The sequence below is a fragment of the Bordetella sp. 02P26C-1 genome (genome assembly GCF_009763255.1).
Classification (GTDB): Bacteria; Pseudomonadota; Gammaproteobacteria; order Burkholderiales; family Burkholderiaceae_B; genus Bordetella_A.
In genome coordinates, this window is record NZ_WSJB01000018.1 from 238,239 (window position 1) to 254,364 (window position 16,126).

Sequence of the window (16,126 nt, forward strand, 5' to 3'; positions counted from 1 at the left end):
ATGGACCTGAACGAGACCCACTTCATTAATGATACCGAAGCACTCCAGGCGCTTTACGGCGAGCCCGCTCCGGCCTCGTTGCTCAAGGAAGTGGACCACGTTCACCCGCACTATCGTGCCTTTATCGAGGCCGCGCCCTTTGTCGTTCTCGCCACCGTCGGCCCCGATGGCCTTGATGCCTCGCCGCGTGGCGACCCAGCGGGTTTTGTCACCATCGCTGATGACAAGACTCTGCTGATTCCGGACCGTCGGGGCAACAACCGTTTGGACAGCCTGCGCAACATCGTGGCCGATCCGCGCGTGGCGCTGCTTTTTCTGGTGCCGGGTGTGAATGAAACGCTGCGCGTGAATGGCCGCGCGCGTATCAGCGTCGATCCCGATCTGCTCGCACGCTTTGCCCTCAACGACAAGCCGCCTCGGTCTGTCGTAGTGGTCGAGGTAGAAACGGTCTACTTTCAATGCTCGCGCGCACTGCTGCGCTCCGCGCTTTGGGATGCCGACAAGCAGGTTGATCGCACCACCCTACCCAGCGTGGGCTGCATGCTGGCTGACTTGAGCGCAGGGACGTTCGACGGCGAGACTTATGACCGCGAACTCGCGGATCGGGTGCGTAAAACGCTGTATTGAGGGGCGGCAGGCCGCGCAAGCATGACGCTCGACGCGGCTTTTCACTGGGTGGCGCGACTCAAACGGGTAGCTGCCAGCCCCGCACGAAAATATCAACCGGCTGACGCTTACCGCCCGCTTTTTGCAGTTCAAGCAGCCGCAAGACGCCTGCCCCGGTGGCCACATCGATGCCTTGGCCAGATACCTGCAAAATCGTTCCCGGTGCAGCCTGCGCAGCGGTATCCAAGGCCTCGGCGCGCCACACTTTAACAGGCGCGTCTAAGCCAGGCAGACGTACTGTCGCGCCCGGCACGGGATTGAAGGCACGTACCCGCCGCGCCAGGAGGCTGGCAGGTTGCGTGCAATCCAGCGCGGCTTCGGCCTTGTCGAGTTTGGCCGCGTAGGTCACGCCTTCGGCCGGCTGCGCGCGTGCGGTCAGACCCTCGGCTTGCAACGCCCGCAAGGCCTCTACAATCGCGACGCCGCCTGCCTCGGCCAGCGCATCATGCAATTGCGCTGCGCTGTCGGTCGGGCCAATGGGCACACGGCGTTCCAAGAGCATATCGCCCGTATCCAGGCCTTCGTCCATCTGCATGATGGTGACGCCGGTTTCGGTGTCGCCCGCTTCAATGGCGCGCTGAATCGGCGCAGCGCCGCGCCAGCGCGGCAGTAAGCTCGCATGAATGTTCAGGCAGCCGCGCGGCGGCAGCTCCAGCGTCCAGCGCGGCAGGATCAAGCCGTAGGCGGCGACGATCATCACCTCGGCGTTCGCTTGCTCCAGCTGCGCGCGTGCCTCGGCGGCATCCTCCGGGAACTTGCCATCCAGGCGCAAGCTACGAGGTTGCGCGACCGGGATCCCAGCTGCCACGGCCGCTTGTTTCACCGGGCTCGGCGTTAATTTCAAGCCACGGCCGGCCGGCCGATCCGGCTGCGTGAATACGAGCGGGATCTCGTGCCCCGCAGCCAACAACGCGTCGAGCGCGACGCGGGCGAATTCCGGCGTACCAGCAAAGACCAGGCGCATGGATCAGGCTCGCAGCGCTTCGCGTTCGGCTTTTTTCAGCTTGGTCTTGATGCGATTCTGTTTGAGGTTCGAGAGGTACTCGACAAAGACCTTGCCGTCCAGGTGATCCAGCTCGTGCTGAACGCACACCGCCAGCAGACCATCGGCTTCGGCCTCGTACGAATTGCCTTCAACATCCAGCGCGCGATAGCGGATCCGGGCGGCGCGTTGCACCTCGTCGTAGATGCCAGGCACCGACAGACAGCCTTCCTCATACGTCTGGAGTTCTTCGCTTTTCCAGGTGATCTCGGGGTTGATCAGCACACGCAGCTCGTTGCCCTGTTCGGACACATCGATGACCACGACGCGCTCATGCACATCGACCTGGGTCGCGGCCAGGCCCACGCCCGGGGCGTCGTACATCGTCTCGGCCATGTCGCGCACCAGCTTCCGGATGCGGTCGTCCACCACCGCAACCGGCTTGGCCTTTTTGTGCAGGCGCGGGTCGGGGTAATGAAGAATAGGAAGCAGAGCCATAGCAAAAACAGGTGTTAAAGCTGAGATTTCAGCGGTTCGTTAATAATAATTCATTAGACACTTGATTTCTAATAGTTTTCTTCTAACAGAACGATGCACAAAGCGGGCTAAATTCGTCCCATCTCCGCCCGACCGCCCGGATGGCGCATGCGACACTATCCGTTCGTTGGGCCATTCGTTGATCCATGCCGCTTACCCATTCTCCTGCCGAGCTGTCCGCCTGGTTACGTTTTTCGCTCGAGCCGGGCCTCACGCCCGCCCTGCGCTACCCGCTGCTGTCCACGCTCGGCTTGCCCGAACACATCTATTCTCTCGGCGCGTCGGCGCTGGCCAAAGTAGTGCCCCAAGCGCTGGCTATCCAACTGGCCGCCAGCACGCCGCCCGAAGTACAGGAACAAATCGATCGCACGCTGCAATGGGTGGATCAACCCGGCCATACCATCCTGACGCTGGCGGACGCCGGATATCCGCAAAACCTGCTCACCATTGCTGACCCGCCCTTGCTGCTCTACGTGAACGGCGACCCTGGCTATCTCAGCCGGCCCGCGTTGGCCGTAGTGGGCGCGCGCAACGCCACGCCGGGCGGCTGCGAGAACGCGCGCGCCTTTGCGCAGTATCTGGCCGGCGAAGGCTGGTGCGTGGTCAGCGGTCTCGCGCAGGGCGTCGATGCCGCCGCGCACGAGGGCGCGCTGCAAGCCGGCTCCCAGGGCGCGGGCACGGTGGCCATCATGGGCACGGGCATCGACGACCGTGTTTACCCGGCGCGCCATCGCGACCTCGCGCACCGTATCGCCGAGCGTGGTGCACTGGTATCCGAATTGCCGCTGGGCATGGGCGCCCTGCCACACCATTTCCCCGCGCGTAATCGCCTCGTGGCCGGACTGGCGCGTGGCGTACTCGTCGTAGAAGCGGCCCGTCAAAGTGGTTCGCTGATTACCGCGCGTCTCGCGGGCGAAAGCGGCCGAGAGGTGTTCGCGATACCAGGATCCATCCATTCACCCCTGTCGCGCGGCTGTCATGCCCTGATCCGCCAGGGCGCCAAGCTCGTGGAGACCGCACAAGACATCACCGATGAACTGGGTGGGACACGCCGCTCAGCCGACAGCGGGCGACCGGCCGCTTCAACGCGGGGCCGTGCTCGTGGGCAAACGAAAGCGGTGGCTCGATCTTCGCAATCGCCCGCGACGTCCGACGAGGAGGCCGCACCGCCGCCTGACCACATCGACACGGATGCCTCCGATCCTTCCGACCCTTCTGATCCTTCTGATACGCCATTACTGCGTGCGCTGGGCTATGACCCGCTGCATTTGGACGTATTACAAGAACGCACCGGCCAGGACATCCCGACCTTGACCGCACAGCTGCTTGAACTGGAACTGGCAGGCCACATTGCACGCCTGGAGGGCGGCCGGTTTCAGCGGCTGAAGTCGTAAAGTCGTAATTGCGCGAATGCGGAGGCCCCCACAGTTCGTCTCCGCCCATGCGCCGGGCGGGCGAGGATCACCTCGGTTACCCCCATCCACTGCCATGCCAATCGACTGCGATATGATTTCTCGATCATTTACCGAGTCATGCGCGCGCGTCATTGCCGATTTAGCCAATCGCATCACGCGACGATGCGCACCAGAGGAAACGCCATGAGCTTGCCATCCCGCGCCAAGATCGTCGAGGTTTCGCCCCGCGATGGCCTGCAGAACGAGAAATCGCTCATCAGCACCGATATCAAGGTGGAACTGATCGACCGGCTGACCGCCGCTGGGTTTCCAAATATCGAGACCACGTCATTCGTGTCGCCCAAATGGGTGCCCCAAATGGCCGATGCGGCCGATGTCATGGCGCGGATCCAGCGCAAACCGGGCGTCATCTACTCCGTGCTGACGCCGAATATGAAGGGGCTGGATGGGGCCATCGCCGCCCGAGCCGACGAGGTCGTGATCTTCGGCGCGGCCAGCGAAGCGTTCTCCCACAAAAACATCAACTGCTCCATTGCCGAATCCATCGCGCGTTTCGAGCCCGTGGCCGAGGCAGCGCGGGCGGCGGGCTTGCGCTTGCGCGGCAGCATCAGCTGTGCGCTGGGCTGCCCGTATCAGGGCGAGGTCCCGGTGGCCGCCGTCATCGATGTGGCGCGGCGCTACCTTGCCCTGGGATGCGATGAGATCGACGTGGCCGACACGATTGGTGTCGGTACGCCCAAACGTGTGCGGGAAGTGATGAGCGCGGTCACACAAGTCGTCGATCCGGCGCGCATCTCTGGCCATTTCCACGACACTTATGGTCAAGCCCTGGCCAATATTCTCGCGGCATTAGAGACGGGGATCGCTATATTCCATACCTCCGTGGCGGGGCTGGGCGGCTGCCCCTACGCGCGCGGGGCCACCGGCAATGTGGCGACCGAGGACGTGCTGTACATGCTGCGCGGTCTGGACATCGAAACCGGCGTCGATTTCGATGCGGTCGTCGATATCGGGCAGTGGATGGCGGCGAATCTGAATCGAGCCAGCGGCAGTCGCGCGGGCAACGCCATCGCGGCTAAACGGGCGGCCTGACGGTAGAACTTATGCATCCTTTGACTGCAATACCCCCGCTCGAAGAGCGCCAGGCCCTGTTACGCGAAATCGGTCCCTTGCCCTTATCCGGCCAGGCTTGGCCTGACTGGGTACGCATCTTGGCGTGGGTCATTCTCGGCATCATCGGCTTGCAGATCGTGCTGACGGCCATCCGCCTGTCGCCGGAACAGATCAGTGCCACGGCTGCGGGAATTGTTCTGCTGTGTTTCGTTGGCCTCGCGCTGGTGACGTGGCACATGCAAAAATCCGTCACCACGATCGACGAGGCGGGGCTGCATCAGACCTGGATCACGCGACGCGCGGTGACCTGGGACGAGATGCACTACGCGAAATTCGTGCCGCTGCTCTTTTCCAAACGTCTGGTGGTCTTTACCCAGCGCGGCCGCCCCGTGGTGTTCCAGGGCGGCACACGCGAATTGCAAATTGCCTTTGCGAAGATCTCGCTGTTGTATCGGCGCAAGCAGTAGGCTGACGCGGTGTGCTGAAAGGCCAGAGGCTGGCCGGTCAGCCGCGGCTGCGCCGATCTCGCTGTTACGGCAACGTGATAGACACCGGCGCATTGGCCTCGCAGGCTTGCAGCGCCCGGCCCAGCCGTGCCATGCCTTCGGCGATCTGGGCTTCGTTCATGGTGGCAAACGACATCCGCATTGCGTGCAGATCGGCCTGCTCGGGATCCGCGTAGAACACTTTACCGGGCACATAAACCACCCCGTGTTCGATGGCGTAGGGCAACAGCCGCGTGGCGTCGATATCCCCATTTAGCCGCGCCCAGAAAAACATGCCGCCCTCGGGTTGGCTAAATACAATGCGGTCCGAGAGCGACTCACGCAGCGATCGCGCCATCGCGTCGCAGCGCGCGCCGTAGGCGGCGCGGATACGCGGCACATGCTTGGTGTAGCGGCCATCGGCCAGGTATTGCGCCACGATTTCCTGGATCCAGGCCGACGACGCCATATCATCCGCCGCTTTTGCGCCCACGCAGCGGCGGCGCACCTCGGGCGGCGCCACCAGCCAGCCGATACGCAAGGAGGGCGCCATGGTCTTGGACATCGTGGACAGATACACCGCCCACTGCCGCGCCTCGCCCTCGGCGAGCGCCGCGATCGGGGGCACGCTCTCGCCAGCAAAGCGCAGTTCGCCGTAGGGATCGTCTTCCACGATCAGGAATTGGTATTTGACCGCCAGCTCCAATAGACGCAAACGGCGTTCGCGACTGATCGTGGCGCCGCAGGGGTTGGAGAACGAAGCCACCACGCAAACCATCTTGGGCCGGATCCGCGCGGCCATTTCATCCAGCGCGTCGATATCCACGCCATCCGGCCCCGACGGCACGGTATGCACAGTGGCACCGGTATAGCGCAGCGCCTGCACCGAGTTGGGAAAGGCCGGGCTTTCGATAATGACGTGGTCGCCCGGCTGCAACATCACGCGGCTCACCAAGGCCAGCGCCTGTTGCGAACCGCCCGTGACGCCCAATTCCGTGTCGGGGTCGCAAATCAGCCCCCGCTCGGCGGTCAAGGCCGCCAACGCATGCCGCAGGCTCGCCTGTCCGTCGATATTGGAATACTGCAAACAGCTGCCCAGACGACCCGCTACCTGCTCGGCCGCGGCGTTCAGACCCTCCACGTCGAACAACTCCTGGGCGGGATAGCCGCCCGCGACGGATATGTTGCCCGGCTGCAAAGCGTAAGGCATCAGCGAACGGATAGGCGAGGCGGGCGGGTTCTGAAAGGGCGCGGCGAACGCGTAGTTGGGTGCGGCGAGCGACATGGAGCGAAATAGCCGAAAAAGTGGGCGCCGGGCTGCCGGCGCAAAATCCGGCGACCAATGACGTAGCGCACGGATACAGGAACAAAAGCCCGACGATTCTATGCCTGGCCCCGCCCAGGGTCAACGCGAGCCCGTGGAGGTAGAACCACGAGGTGCCGCCGGGACGTTTATCATCGTGTTTTCGACACAGTCAGCACATTCCGATGAATATCGAGGACACGATGTCGGCCCGCGTGGCCCGTATCCAGCAACGTATCGACGCCGCCTGCGCCCGCGCTGGGCGCCCGGCCGGCAGCGTCGCCCTTTTGCCTGTCAGCAAAACATTCGGACCCGAAGCCGTGCGCGAAGCCATCGCGCTGGGCTACACCCGATTTGGCGAGAACAAAACGCAGGAGATCCGGCAAAAGCGCGAAGCGTTATCCGACGCGGCGGTGCAATGGGTGATGATCGGACACCTGCAAACCAATAAAGCCAAAGACGCCGCGCGCGACGCATCCGAAGTCCAGTCGCTCGATCGTCTGGAGCTTGCTCACGCGTTGCAGCGTCGCCTCGACGCGGAAGGCCGCGAGCTGGACGTGCTGGTTCAGATCAAGACCTCGCCCGAGCCCAGCAAACATGGATTGCCACCCGAGGAGGCCGCCGCGTTTCTACGTACGCTCGCGAGCGACTGCCCGGCCCTGCGCGTGAAGGGCCTGATGACGATGGCCGTGCAGTCCGATGACGTGCAGGCCGTTCGCGCGTGTTTCCGCGCGCTGCGCGATTTGCGCGATCGTCTGCAAGCGGAAGCCATCGAGGGTGTCGAGCTCGACCGACTATCCATGGGCATGAGTGGCGATTTCGAAATCGCCATCGAAGAAGGCGCCACCGAGGTCCGTATCGGCAGCGCCATTTTTGGCGCCCGGAACTACGCCTGAATTAGTGCTTCATCGAATGCGAGCTGTGATCATGCTCGCCTTTTTGCATGTGACCGATCGGCATGACATGGAATTTCACGGCCACCTCGCCCGCCTTTTCGAATTTCAGCGTGGCCGGAATTTCGCCATCCTGGCTAAAGGGTTGCTTTAGATTCAGGAACATCACGTGATAGCCACCCGGGGCGAGCTTGACCTCGCCATTGGCGGGCACGGCAATTCCGTCCGGCACGTGGCGCATCCGCGCCACGCCGTTCTCGGTCTCGATGGTGTGCAACTCGACGCGTGCGGCGGCATCCGAATTCACCGATAGCAGGCGATCGGCGTTGGCGCCGGAATTCTTGATCTCCATATAGCCAGCGCCATTGGCCTGACCCGGCGCGGTGGCACGCACCCACGGATGATCGACGCGAATCTGCCCGATGGTGTAATCGTGCGCCCAAGCCGACGCGATGGAGGACAAACCCAATGTGGCAGCCAGCGCCCACTGACGGAAATTCATGTATACGTCTCCGAGAACTGATCAGCGCTATGCGGCGCTGACGATTAACGCCGTCGGATCAACCCGCCCGCCTTGGCAGCAGCCAGAACCGAATCGGTCAAAGTCTTTAGAGCCTCTGAGTTTACCCCCCAATGTTGCCAATACAACGGCACGTCTTCCGTGGCGCGCGGGCGTAATGGGACTAAATCACCTGCTTGCAATGCCTGCTGCACCAGCGGCAATGGATTCATCGTCCAACCCAGCCCGTCCAGCGTCGCCTGCACAAAGGCGCGCGATGAAGGCAACCACCACACCGGTGGCTGCCAGGGTTCGTCGCCCATCACCTTGCGCGCAAAACGCGCCTGCATGGCGTCCTTACGGTTAAACACGAGCACCGGCGCGCGCGCCAAGGTGCGGGCACTCACGCCCGACGAAAAATACTTTTCGTGAAACGCGGGCGTGCAGGTGGCCACATAACGCATGCTGCCCAAGGCGTGGACCCGACAGCCCTGCACCGGATCGCCCATGGCCGTGACCGCGCCGAGCACGGTCCCGTTACGCAACAGCGCGGCAGTATGGTCCTGGTCTTCGGATTGCAGTTCGAGGGTCGTCCGGCTGCGGCTGGCGAACTGGCGTGCCGCTTCCATAAACCAGGTTTCCAGGCTGTCGTGATTGACCGCCACCGTCAAACTGACTTGTGCCGCCGCGTCACCATCCAGGCCCAGGCGTCCTAGCGCATCGTGTTCCAGCAAGGCGGTTTGTTCGGCCAGCTGCACCAGTACCTGTCCATCTGCTGTCGCCACCGCTGGCACCGTACGCTGTACCAGCAAGCGGCCCATGCGCTCTTCCAATGTCTTGATGCGTTGCGAGACCGCGGACGGCGTGACGTGCAGGACGGCCGCCGCCCGCTCGAACGTGCCTTCGCGCACCACGGCGGCCAAGGCGCGCAGATGGCCATGGTCAATTCGCATGAGAACCCCTATATGTGACGATTAAGAGATTCTAAATCAGCTTAAATTAAATTAGCTTCATTTCATATCGAGAATGGTCCAGAATGGCTGCATCTCGCCGCCCCTTTTGCGGCGTAATTTTTTAATTCGGCTTGCAGTTATGTTCTCGCTCATCTCTACCCCTGCCACGTTTTCTGCCTGGGCCAGCGGCACGGCCACCGGGCTGGGTCTGTTCGCGGTCGTGGGCGCGCAAAGCGCCTTCATCCTGCGTCAGGGTTTGATGCGTGCACACCTGCTCAGCATCCTCGCGATCTGCGCGCTGCTGGATGGCATCTGTATTTTTGCCAGCGTGTGGGGCCTGCAAGCCGTCGTGAGCTGGTTCCCGTGGCTGACGCATGCGGTGCTTTGGTTCGGCGTGCTGTTTCTATCGTGGTATGCGATTCAGTCGGCTCGCCGTGCGATCCGCGCCGAGGGCGGATTGGTGGCCGCGAAACATGCCGTGCCCTCTCGGTCGGCGGCACTCTTGGCTGCAGCGGGCTTTACGCTCTTGAACCCCCACTTTTGGTTGGACATCATGGTGTTGGGGTCCTTGGCGCATGGCTTTGACGAGGCTCGATTGGCGTTCGCCGCCGGGGCCGTCACGGCCAGTGTGTTGTGGCTGATCGTGCTGGGCGTGGGTTCACGTGTGTTTGCGCCCTACTTTGCCAACCCGAAGGCCTGGCGGGTACTTGATGGCGTCATTGCGCTCATCATGATTGCCTTGGCTGTAAGGTTGGCGATGAATGGACTTTCTGCTTGATCGTTTAATCGGCAAACAAAAACAAAACCGCGCACGACCCGGCCTGCTTCGGCAGAGTCGCGCGCGGGGCTGCACGCTTACAAGCGGGTCTTACATGTACGACGCGTAGTCGCGGTGGTGCGCGGGCTTGATCGTGGCCATTAGCGCATCCTTGGAGAGTACCGCGGGTGCTTTTTCCTGCTCGTCTTTCATCATGAACTGCGCAACCAGTCGCTCGGCCACCGTCTCCTGCGGATGCTCTAGCTTCACCGGTTTCGCCGTGGCAGGCGGCCTGTAAGCGGCGAGGATAGGATTCGGATTGATATTGTCCAGGGGCTGAGCCTTGAACGCTGCGACCATCGCGCGAGTGATGTCTTCCGGATAGAGGGTGCTGACATCCTTGATGGCATACCACGTGCCAAGAACGTCCGCCAGCTCGTTGCCTTTCAAACCCAGGTCACGGCCGTCGGTCCTGAACGCCGAGTAAGCCAGCTCTTCGGGGTTTTTCTTCTTGCTCAGGCTTTCGAACGTGGCGTTGCCAGAACCGTATGTAAAGACATTGCGCACGAAGATCGCGGCGCGTCCCAGCCAGGAGGTTTGCGCCTGGTGAGCCTCTTTGATGGCATTACGGATTTCAAACGCCTCGCGGGCGAGGTCTTCGCCAAAGCACTGCTCGTTATCGTGGAACTCTTTGGCCTTTCTCACGAATTCGACGTAAGCCTCGGTAACCTTGGCGTTGTAGCTTTCGCGCACCGCAGCGTCATTGGACGCAAACGGGGCGACGTAGCTCTGAATCGTCTGCTGTATGTCGCCCCAGGTGCTGCTCAGGCTAATGGGAGTGGTCATGAAGTGTCCTTGATATGAAGATTAATCCAGCCACTCGTGAGTAACAGGGGATGGTGAGATGTTCCATATAAAAGGAGCCTCCGGTTCCTCTTGCAGGCTATAGTCACATCCATTGCCGTCAGTGTGCAGTTAAGCACGCCAGGCATCTCTCCCAATCAACGAACTCGACGCTATTTTTGACGCCATGACTGCATGTGATTTCGATTGTCCTCTCTGCGCACAAGACGGCGGCGTTGTGCTTTGGCGCGGCCCACGACTGCGCGTAATCGAAGTCGAAGACGCCGACTATCCCGGATTTACGCGCGTTGTCTGGAACGCACATCACGCGGAGATGACAGATTTGTCTCTGTCCGAACGCGACCTGATGATGCGCACGGTATATATCGTGGAGCAGATCCAGCGCGAGGTGTTCCATCCGGATAAAGTGAACCTCGCTTCCTTGGGCAATATGGTGCCGCACTTGCACTGGCATGTGATTCCGCGTTGGCGCGGTGACCGGCATTTCCCCGATGCGGTATGGGCCGCGCCTCGCATCGTCCCTGGGACGGAGCCTCCGGAATGGAGAGCCAGGCTAGACCGGGTACGCGCTGTGCTGCCGCAATATCGGGAACAATTGATTCGCGCGCTTTCGGCCACGCCAACCGATTAGAGCCACTGCCTGCGCGAAGGCTGCAGGCGCGACATGCAAGCTTATTCCGGCTGGTAATTTGGCAAGCCATGAAGTGCCCGGTAATCTGTAGGATCGAATACCAATACGGGCCAACGCTATCCGGCCCAAGCTAGACGGAGAAGCTCATCATGAAACTCATAACAAAAAGCGTGGTCGGCGCGGCACTGACGCTGGGAGCGCTAGCCGGCGCACAAGCCGCGACCTTGGATGTGGTGCAAAAGCGCGGCGAGGTTCGCTGTGGCACAACGACCGGCTTCGCGGGATTCTCCGCGCCCGATGCGAAGGGGGTGTGGCAAGGTCTGGATGTGGACCTTTGCCGTGCGGTGGCGGCGGCGGTATTCGGCGATGCGAACAAGATCAAGGTCGTCCCATTGAACTCACAACAGCGCTTCACCGCGCTGCAGTCGGGCGAAGTCGATGTACTCACGCGCAATACGACCGTCACACAACAGCGTGACACGGCGCTTGGCATTACTCACGCTGGCATTAACTTCTATGACGGCCAGGGCTTTCTCGTGCCCAAGGCGCTCGGTGTTAAAAGCGCCACGGAGCTGAATGGCGCGTCGATTTGCATGCAAACCGGCACGTCGAACGAAAACACCATGGCCGACTGGGCGCGTGCGCACAATGTCGAGTACAAGCCGGTCGTGATCGAGACCTTTGACGAGGTGGTCAATGCGTTCGCCGCGGGCCGTTGTGATGTATTCAGCACCGACGCATCGGGTCTGGCATCCATCCGCATTTCGAAGCTGCAAAATCCGGACGATTACATTGTGCTGCCCGAGATCATCTCGAAGGAGCCGTTGGGGCCCTTCGTGCGCCGGGGCGATGACGGCTGGCGCAATATCGTGTCCTGGACCTTGAACGCGATGATCGAGGCCGAGGAATACGGCATCACGTCTGCCAACGTGGACGAGCAAACGCAGAGCCAGAATCCCAATATCAAGCGTATTTTGGGCGTCACACCAGGCGCGGGCGCGAATCTCGGCCTGGATGAGAAATGGGCCTACAACATCATCAAGCAGGTCGGCAATTACGGCGAAAGCTTTGATCGCAACGTCGGTGAAGCCAGCCCGCTGAAAATCCCTCGCGGCCTGAATGCGCAGTGGACGCAAGGCGGTTTGATGTACGCGTTGCCAATCCGGTGATCTCGGCTTTGCCGACGCGGCGTCGATACTGCGTCGGCAAATCTGGACCGCGAGTCAGGCCTCCCGGTCAACGATGGATTACGTATGGCGAATTCGCTCTTATTAATTCATCGCTAGCGCTTTGGAGGCGCTTGCCTCCAAAGCGTGCCCCCGCCGAGCCATTGCCGCCTTAATTTATGCTGTAGCCGCGACCCTTGAAGCAGGCACCCAACGCGCGCGTGTAGGAGTCCGCTGACGCCGTGGTCGTGTATTCGGTAATGTTGCTCGGATTCAGGCCACTTTGATTCATGGCCCAGTTTTCGCAGGCTTGGCGATCCTGCATTTGCTGCGATTCGCTTTGCCCCTTGGCGGGATAGGCCACCACATTCAAGCTCGAGGGGGCCACGGCCAGCCGCGGTGGCGCGTATGTCACCACGGGGGCTGGAGTCACGTAGGTGACAGAGGGAGCCACATACGACGGAGCGACATAAGCCGGGGCCACATAAGTCGGCCCCGGATAGACAACCGGCGGCGAGACGTAGGTCACGCCACTATAGGCATAACGCGGACCGCTGCTTAGCGCCAGGGCAACTCCGGCGCCCAGGAGCGCACCGCCCACCCACCAGCCGGCGCCACCGTAATAGCGCGAGCCGTGGTAATGACGATGCCCACCGGCCACGACTTGAGCACTGCAGGTCGCCAGCACGACGGCTACCGCCGCCGCGCGCCAAAATCGGGACTTCATACTCGTATTCCAAAAAAATTTGTCTGGCGCCCGCGTACGCGCCGCCAAACTAGCATTGATCGCTGTGATTACTTTACTCCCACCGGCAAAAACTTTCTTGCCAACGTTGGGAGGGACTCTGTCGGTGGTTAGCCTGTCCTATTTTGGCTGGCCTAGTCATGGGCATACCTGACTCCGGGCACTCCCGGCTCGCCCATCTCCCGTGGCCCGTGGGCCAGCATTCGGTATGCCAAAATCGCGTTATGGCACACGACAATCAATTGATCAGCAACACCTTGGCCAAGCAAGCCCGGCAACTGGACGCTGCCTGGAGATCCGCGCTGGACGCACCGCCGGTCGCCGAGGCGTTATCGCGGGTGATTGCGCATGTCGAATCCCGACTGGCGGACGGTGCGGTGGTGTACCCCGCCACGCCTTTTCGCGCGCTCGCCGGGTTGATGCCATCTGAGGTGCGTGTCGTGATTTTGGGCCAGGATCCCTACCACGGCCCGGGCCAGGCACAAGGGCTCGCGTTTTCCGTCCCCGACGACTGCAAACGCCCGCCGAGCCTGCGGAACATTTTTAACGAAATCGCGGCCGAGTTCCCTGGCACGCCCATGCCACAGGGCAATGATCTGTCGCGCTGGGCGGACCAAGGAGTCCTGCTGCTCAATACCTCGCTGACCGTCGAAGACGGCCAGCCGGCGTCGCACGCCAAGCGCGGTTGGGAGACCGTGACGGATGCTTTGATCCGGTGCGTGGCAGAGGATCCGACGCCTAAGGCCTTTTTGCTTTGGGGCGCGCATGCTCAGGCAAAACAAGCGTTGCTGCCAAGCCACAGCCCGCATTTGGTGCTGACGGCGAATCACCCCTCGCCGCTGTCGGCGCGCCGTCCGCCTGTCCCCTTCCTGGGCTGTGGGCATTTCGCCCGGGTCAATGCCTGGCTGGCGGACCAGGGAAAACCCCCTATTGACTGGACGACGGAAAAATCTCAAAAGACTGTACGTCAGGGCGAATTCGCGTTATAGTCTTCGGACTGCACAAATTGTTTCGGCATTCATGCGCGTTTTAGCGCCATTGGTATTCGCAGTCATCGTCGGGAATTAAGCCCGGCCTCATGCCGAACACCATCGATTCCTGACCTCCTTTCCTTCCGCCTCGCGTTGTAGCAAAACGCGCCGTGCGCACGGTTGATCCGGTCGGCCCGATGCTCCATCAACCGTCGTCCGGACTTCGCCGCATATTCCCGGCAGTACCCGGCACATGCGCCGCATTTGCGGTAAGGACAAGTAATGTCTTTTGAATCCCTAGGTTTAACCCCCACTCTTCTGTCGGCTCTGCAAGAAGCCGGTTTCACCACGCCCACCTCGGTGCAGGCTCAGGCCATCCCGCAAGCGCTGGCCGGCCACGACCTGATGGTGTCCTCGCAAACCGGTAGCGGCAAAACCGCCGCCTTCATGCTGCCCGCGCTGAACCGCATCGCGGGCCAGCCTGGCAACAAGGGTGTGGGCGTGCAAGTGCTGGTGCTCACGCCGACGCGTGAACTGGCGCTGCAAGTGACCGAAGCCACCGCCTCGTATGGCCGCAATCTGCCGGGTCTGCGTACCGCCACGGTCGTAGGCGGCATGCCCTACGGCGCCCAATTGAAGGCCCTGTCGCGTCGCGTGGACGTGCTGGTCGCCACCCCGGGCCGTCTGCTGGATCACCTGAAGGCCGGTCGCGTCAAACTGAGCACCGTGCACACGCTGGTGCTGGACGAAGCCGATCGCATGCTGGACATGGGCTTTATCGAGGACATCGAGACCATCGTCTCGCGTCTGCCGGAAGATCGTCAGACGCTGTTGTTCTCGGCCACGCTCGATGGCACGGTGGCCAAGCTGGCCGCCAAGATGATGCGCGAACCGCAACGCATCGAGATCACCGGCCACAAAGAAAAGCACACGAATATCACGCAAAGCCTGCTGTACGCGGACGATGCGAGCCACAAGATGCAGTTGCTGGATCACGTGTTGCGTGACGCGAAGCTGGATCAAGCCATTGTGTTTACCGCGACCAAGCGTGGTGCCGATGATCTGGCGGATCGCCTGGCCGATCAAGGCTTTGCCGCCGCGGCGCTGCATGGCGACATGAACCAGCGTCAACGCACTCGCACGCTGACTCAGTTGCAACGCGGCCAGCTGCGTATCCTGGTGGCTACCGACGTGGCCGCTCGCGGTATCGACGTGCAAGGCATCAGCCATGCCGTGAACTTTGACCTGCCCATGCAGGCCGAGGACTATGTGCACCGTATCGGTCGTACCGGTCGTGCCGGTCGTGATGGTCAGGCGTTTACGCTGGCTACGCACTCGGAACGCCATAAGGTTCGCCGCATCGAGCACTACATCGGTCAATCCATCACCCCCGAAATCATCGCGGGCCTGGAACCGAAGCGCACGCCGCGTCCGACCGGCGCTGGTGCTGGCCGGGGTGGCAAGCCGTTTGGCAAGCGTCCTGGTGGTCACGGTGGTGACCGTCCGTTCCGCGAAAGCCGTGGCGGATACAGCGCGCGTGGTGAAGGCGCTCGCGAAGGCGGTGCACGTGGTGACTTCCAGCCGCGTGGTGAATTCCAACCGCGCGGTGAGTTCAAGCCCCGTGGCGAATTCCAAGCGCGTGGCGAGCACAAGCCCCGTGGTGAGTTCCAGCCTCGCGGCGAATTCAAGCCCCGTGGCGAGTTCAAGCCGCGCGGTGAGTTCGCGCCGCGTGCGGCCGGTCCTCGTGGCGATTTCCAACCGCGTGAAGGCGGATGGCGCAGTCGTGACGAGCGCCCTGCTGGCGATCGCGAATTCCGTCCCGCCCGTACTGGTGCGCCTCGCGGCGACTGGCGTGCTGAACGCGACTCGCGTCCGACTGCCGGTTTTGCCGGCCGCCCGCAGCGTGAAGGTCAACGCGGTGAGTTCCAGCCTCGCGGCGAATTCCAACCTCGTGGCGAGTTCCGCCCGCGTGCCCGTGCCGAAGGTGAATTCCGCGGCGCCGACCGTCGTCCCAGCGGTTTCCGCCCGTCGGCCAAGCCGTTCGCCTCGCGCGACGGCGCACCGGCCAAGCGCTTTAACAAGCCCGCTGGCGCACGTCGCGACTAAATCCGCGACTGACATCGGGGTGTTACGCAGGAAGTCCTGA

General features: G+C 62.1%; 17 protein-coding genes. 10 read left to right on the forward strand and 7 right to left on the reverse strand.

The features are described 5' to 3' along the window. Nucleotides 1-627 carry a pyridoxamine 5'-phosphate oxidase family protein gene (locus tag GOQ28_RS10495; protein WP_160349893.1) on the forward strand — a complete coding sequence of 209 codons (627 nt, stop codon included), beginning with the start codon at nt 1-3 and terminating at the stop codon, nt 625-627. Nucleotides 628-685: 58 nt separating this feature from the next. Here the strand turns inward: GOQ28_RS10495 and fmt are convergent, their stop codons facing one another. Beyond that, the gene (gene fmt, locus GOQ28_RS10500; protein WP_160349892.1) at nt 686-1,630 is read right to left on the reverse strand and encodes a methionyl-tRNA formyltransferase; all 945 of its coding nucleotides are present in this window, start codon (nt 1,628-1,630) and stop codon (nt 686-688) included. 3 nt (nt 1,631-1,633) lie between these two features. Continuing rightward, complete coding sequence (gene def, locus GOQ28_RS10505; protein ID WP_160356390.1) at nt 1,634-2,146, reverse strand: peptide deformylase; 513 nt, start codon at nt 2,144-2,146, stop codon at nt 1,634-1,636. 185 nt (nt 2,147-2,331) lie between these two features. On the opposite strand from def, the gene dprA reads away from it, so the two are divergent. The 3 genes from dprA (at nt 2,332) to GOQ28_RS10520 (ending at nt 5,180) form a co-directional block, all read left to right on the forward strand. Continuing rightward, nucleotides 2,332-3,579: a DNA-processing protein DprA gene (gene dprA, locus GOQ28_RS10510; protein WP_160356391.1), complete on the forward strand. Its 1,248-nt coding sequence runs from the start codon at nt 2,332-2,334 to the stop codon at nt 3,577-3,579. Between the two features lie 204 nt (nt 3,580-3,783). Then, nucleotides 3,784-4,692 (forward strand): hydroxymethylglutaryl-CoA lyase, encoded by a 909-nt coding sequence (locus GOQ28_RS10515; protein WP_160356392.1) that lies wholly within the window; start codon nt 3,784-3,786, stop codon nt 4,690-4,692. A gap of 11 nt (nt 4,693-4,703) precedes the next feature. Next, complete coding sequence (locus GOQ28_RS10520) at nt 4,704-5,180, forward strand: hypothetical protein (protein WP_160356393.1); 477 nt, start codon at nt 4,704-4,706, stop codon at nt 5,178-5,180. 64 nt (nt 5,181-5,244) lie between these two features. Here GOQ28_RS10520 and GOQ28_RS10525 read toward each other — a convergent pair whose 3' ends face one another. Continuing rightward, on the reverse strand, nt 5,245-6,483 hold the full coding sequence (locus tag GOQ28_RS10525) for an aminotransferase-like domain-containing protein (protein WP_160356394.1): 1,239 nt from the start codon (nt 6,481-6,483) through the stop codon (nt 5,245-5,247). Nucleotides 6,484-6,686: 203 nt separating this feature from the next. Here GOQ28_RS10525 and GOQ28_RS10530 point away from each other — a divergent pair, with 203 nt between their 5' ends. Beyond that, a complete protein-coding gene (locus GOQ28_RS10530; RefSeq protein WP_160356395.1) occupies nt 6,687-7,397 on the forward strand; it encodes a YggS family pyridoxal phosphate-dependent enzyme in 711 nt (236 codons plus the stop codon). Between the two features lies 1 nt (nt 7,398). Here the strand turns inward: GOQ28_RS10530 and GOQ28_RS10535 are convergent, their stop codons facing one another. Together GOQ28_RS10535 and GOQ28_RS10540 are read right to left on the reverse strand one after the other, a co-directional pair. Next, nucleotides 7,399-7,896: a copper chaperone PCu(A)C gene (locus GOQ28_RS10535; protein ID WP_160349885.1), complete on the reverse strand. Its 498-nt coding sequence runs from the start codon at nt 7,894-7,896 to the stop codon at nt 7,399-7,401. 44 nt (nt 7,897-7,940) lie between these two features. Next, nucleotides 7,941-8,846 (reverse strand): LysR family transcriptional regulator ArgP, encoded by a 906-nt coding sequence (locus tag GOQ28_RS10540; protein ID WP_160356396.1) that lies wholly within the window; start codon nt 8,844-8,846, stop codon nt 7,941-7,943. A gap of 139 nt (nt 8,847-8,985) precedes the next feature. Between GOQ28_RS10540 and GOQ28_RS10545 the strand changes: the two genes are divergently transcribed. Next, the gene (locus GOQ28_RS10545; protein ID WP_160349883.1) at nt 8,986-9,624 is read left to right on the forward strand and encodes a LysE/ArgO family amino acid transporter; all 639 of its coding nucleotides are present in this window, start codon (nt 8,986-8,988) and stop codon (nt 9,622-9,624) included. Nucleotides 9,625-9,714: 90 nt separating this feature from the next. Here the strand turns inward: GOQ28_RS10545 and GOQ28_RS10550 are convergent, their stop codons facing one another. Beyond that, nucleotides 9,715-10,449 carry a hypothetical protein gene (locus tag GOQ28_RS10550; protein WP_160356397.1) on the reverse strand — a complete coding sequence of 245 codons (735 nt, stop codon included), beginning with the start codon at nt 10,447-10,449 and terminating at the stop codon, nt 9,715-9,717. Between the two features lie 184 nt (nt 10,450-10,633). Here GOQ28_RS10550 and GOQ28_RS10555 point away from each other — a divergent pair, with 184 nt between their 5' ends. Both GOQ28_RS10555 and GOQ28_RS10560 read left to right on the forward strand, forming a co-directional pair. After that, nucleotides 10,634-11,098, forward strand: a complete 465-nt coding sequence (locus tag GOQ28_RS10555) for an HIT family protein (RefSeq protein WP_160349881.1) — start codon at nt 10,634-10,636, stop codon at nt 11,096-11,098. Between the two features lie 149 nt (nt 11,099-11,247). Further along, nucleotides 11,248-12,267 (forward strand): amino acid ABC transporter substrate-binding protein, encoded by a 1,020-nt coding sequence (locus GOQ28_RS10560; RefSeq protein ID WP_160356398.1) that lies wholly within the window; start codon nt 11,248-11,250, stop codon nt 12,265-12,267. A 169-nt stretch (nt 12,268-12,436) separates the two neighbouring features. Here the strand turns inward: GOQ28_RS10560 and GOQ28_RS10565 are convergent, their stop codons facing one another. Then, a complete protein-coding gene (locus GOQ28_RS10565; RefSeq protein WP_160356399.1) occupies nt 12,437-12,991 on the reverse strand; it encodes a hypothetical protein in 555 nt (184 codons plus the stop codon). A gap of 242 nt (nt 12,992-13,233) precedes the next feature. Here GOQ28_RS10565 and GOQ28_RS10570 point away from each other — a divergent pair, with 242 nt between their 5' ends. Both GOQ28_RS10570 and GOQ28_RS10575 read left to right on the forward strand, forming a co-directional pair. Beyond that, nucleotides 13,234-13,998 carry a uracil-DNA glycosylase gene (locus GOQ28_RS10570; protein ID WP_160356400.1) on the forward strand — a complete coding sequence of 255 codons (765 nt, stop codon included), beginning with the start codon at nt 13,234-13,236 and terminating at the stop codon, nt 13,996-13,998. Between the two features lie 264 nt (nt 13,999-14,262). Beyond that, a complete protein-coding gene (locus GOQ28_RS10575; RefSeq protein WP_160356401.1) occupies nt 14,263-16,086 on the forward strand; it encodes a DEAD/DEAH box helicase in 1,824 nt (607 codons plus the stop codon). Nucleotides 16,087-16,126: the final 40 nt, after the last annotated feature.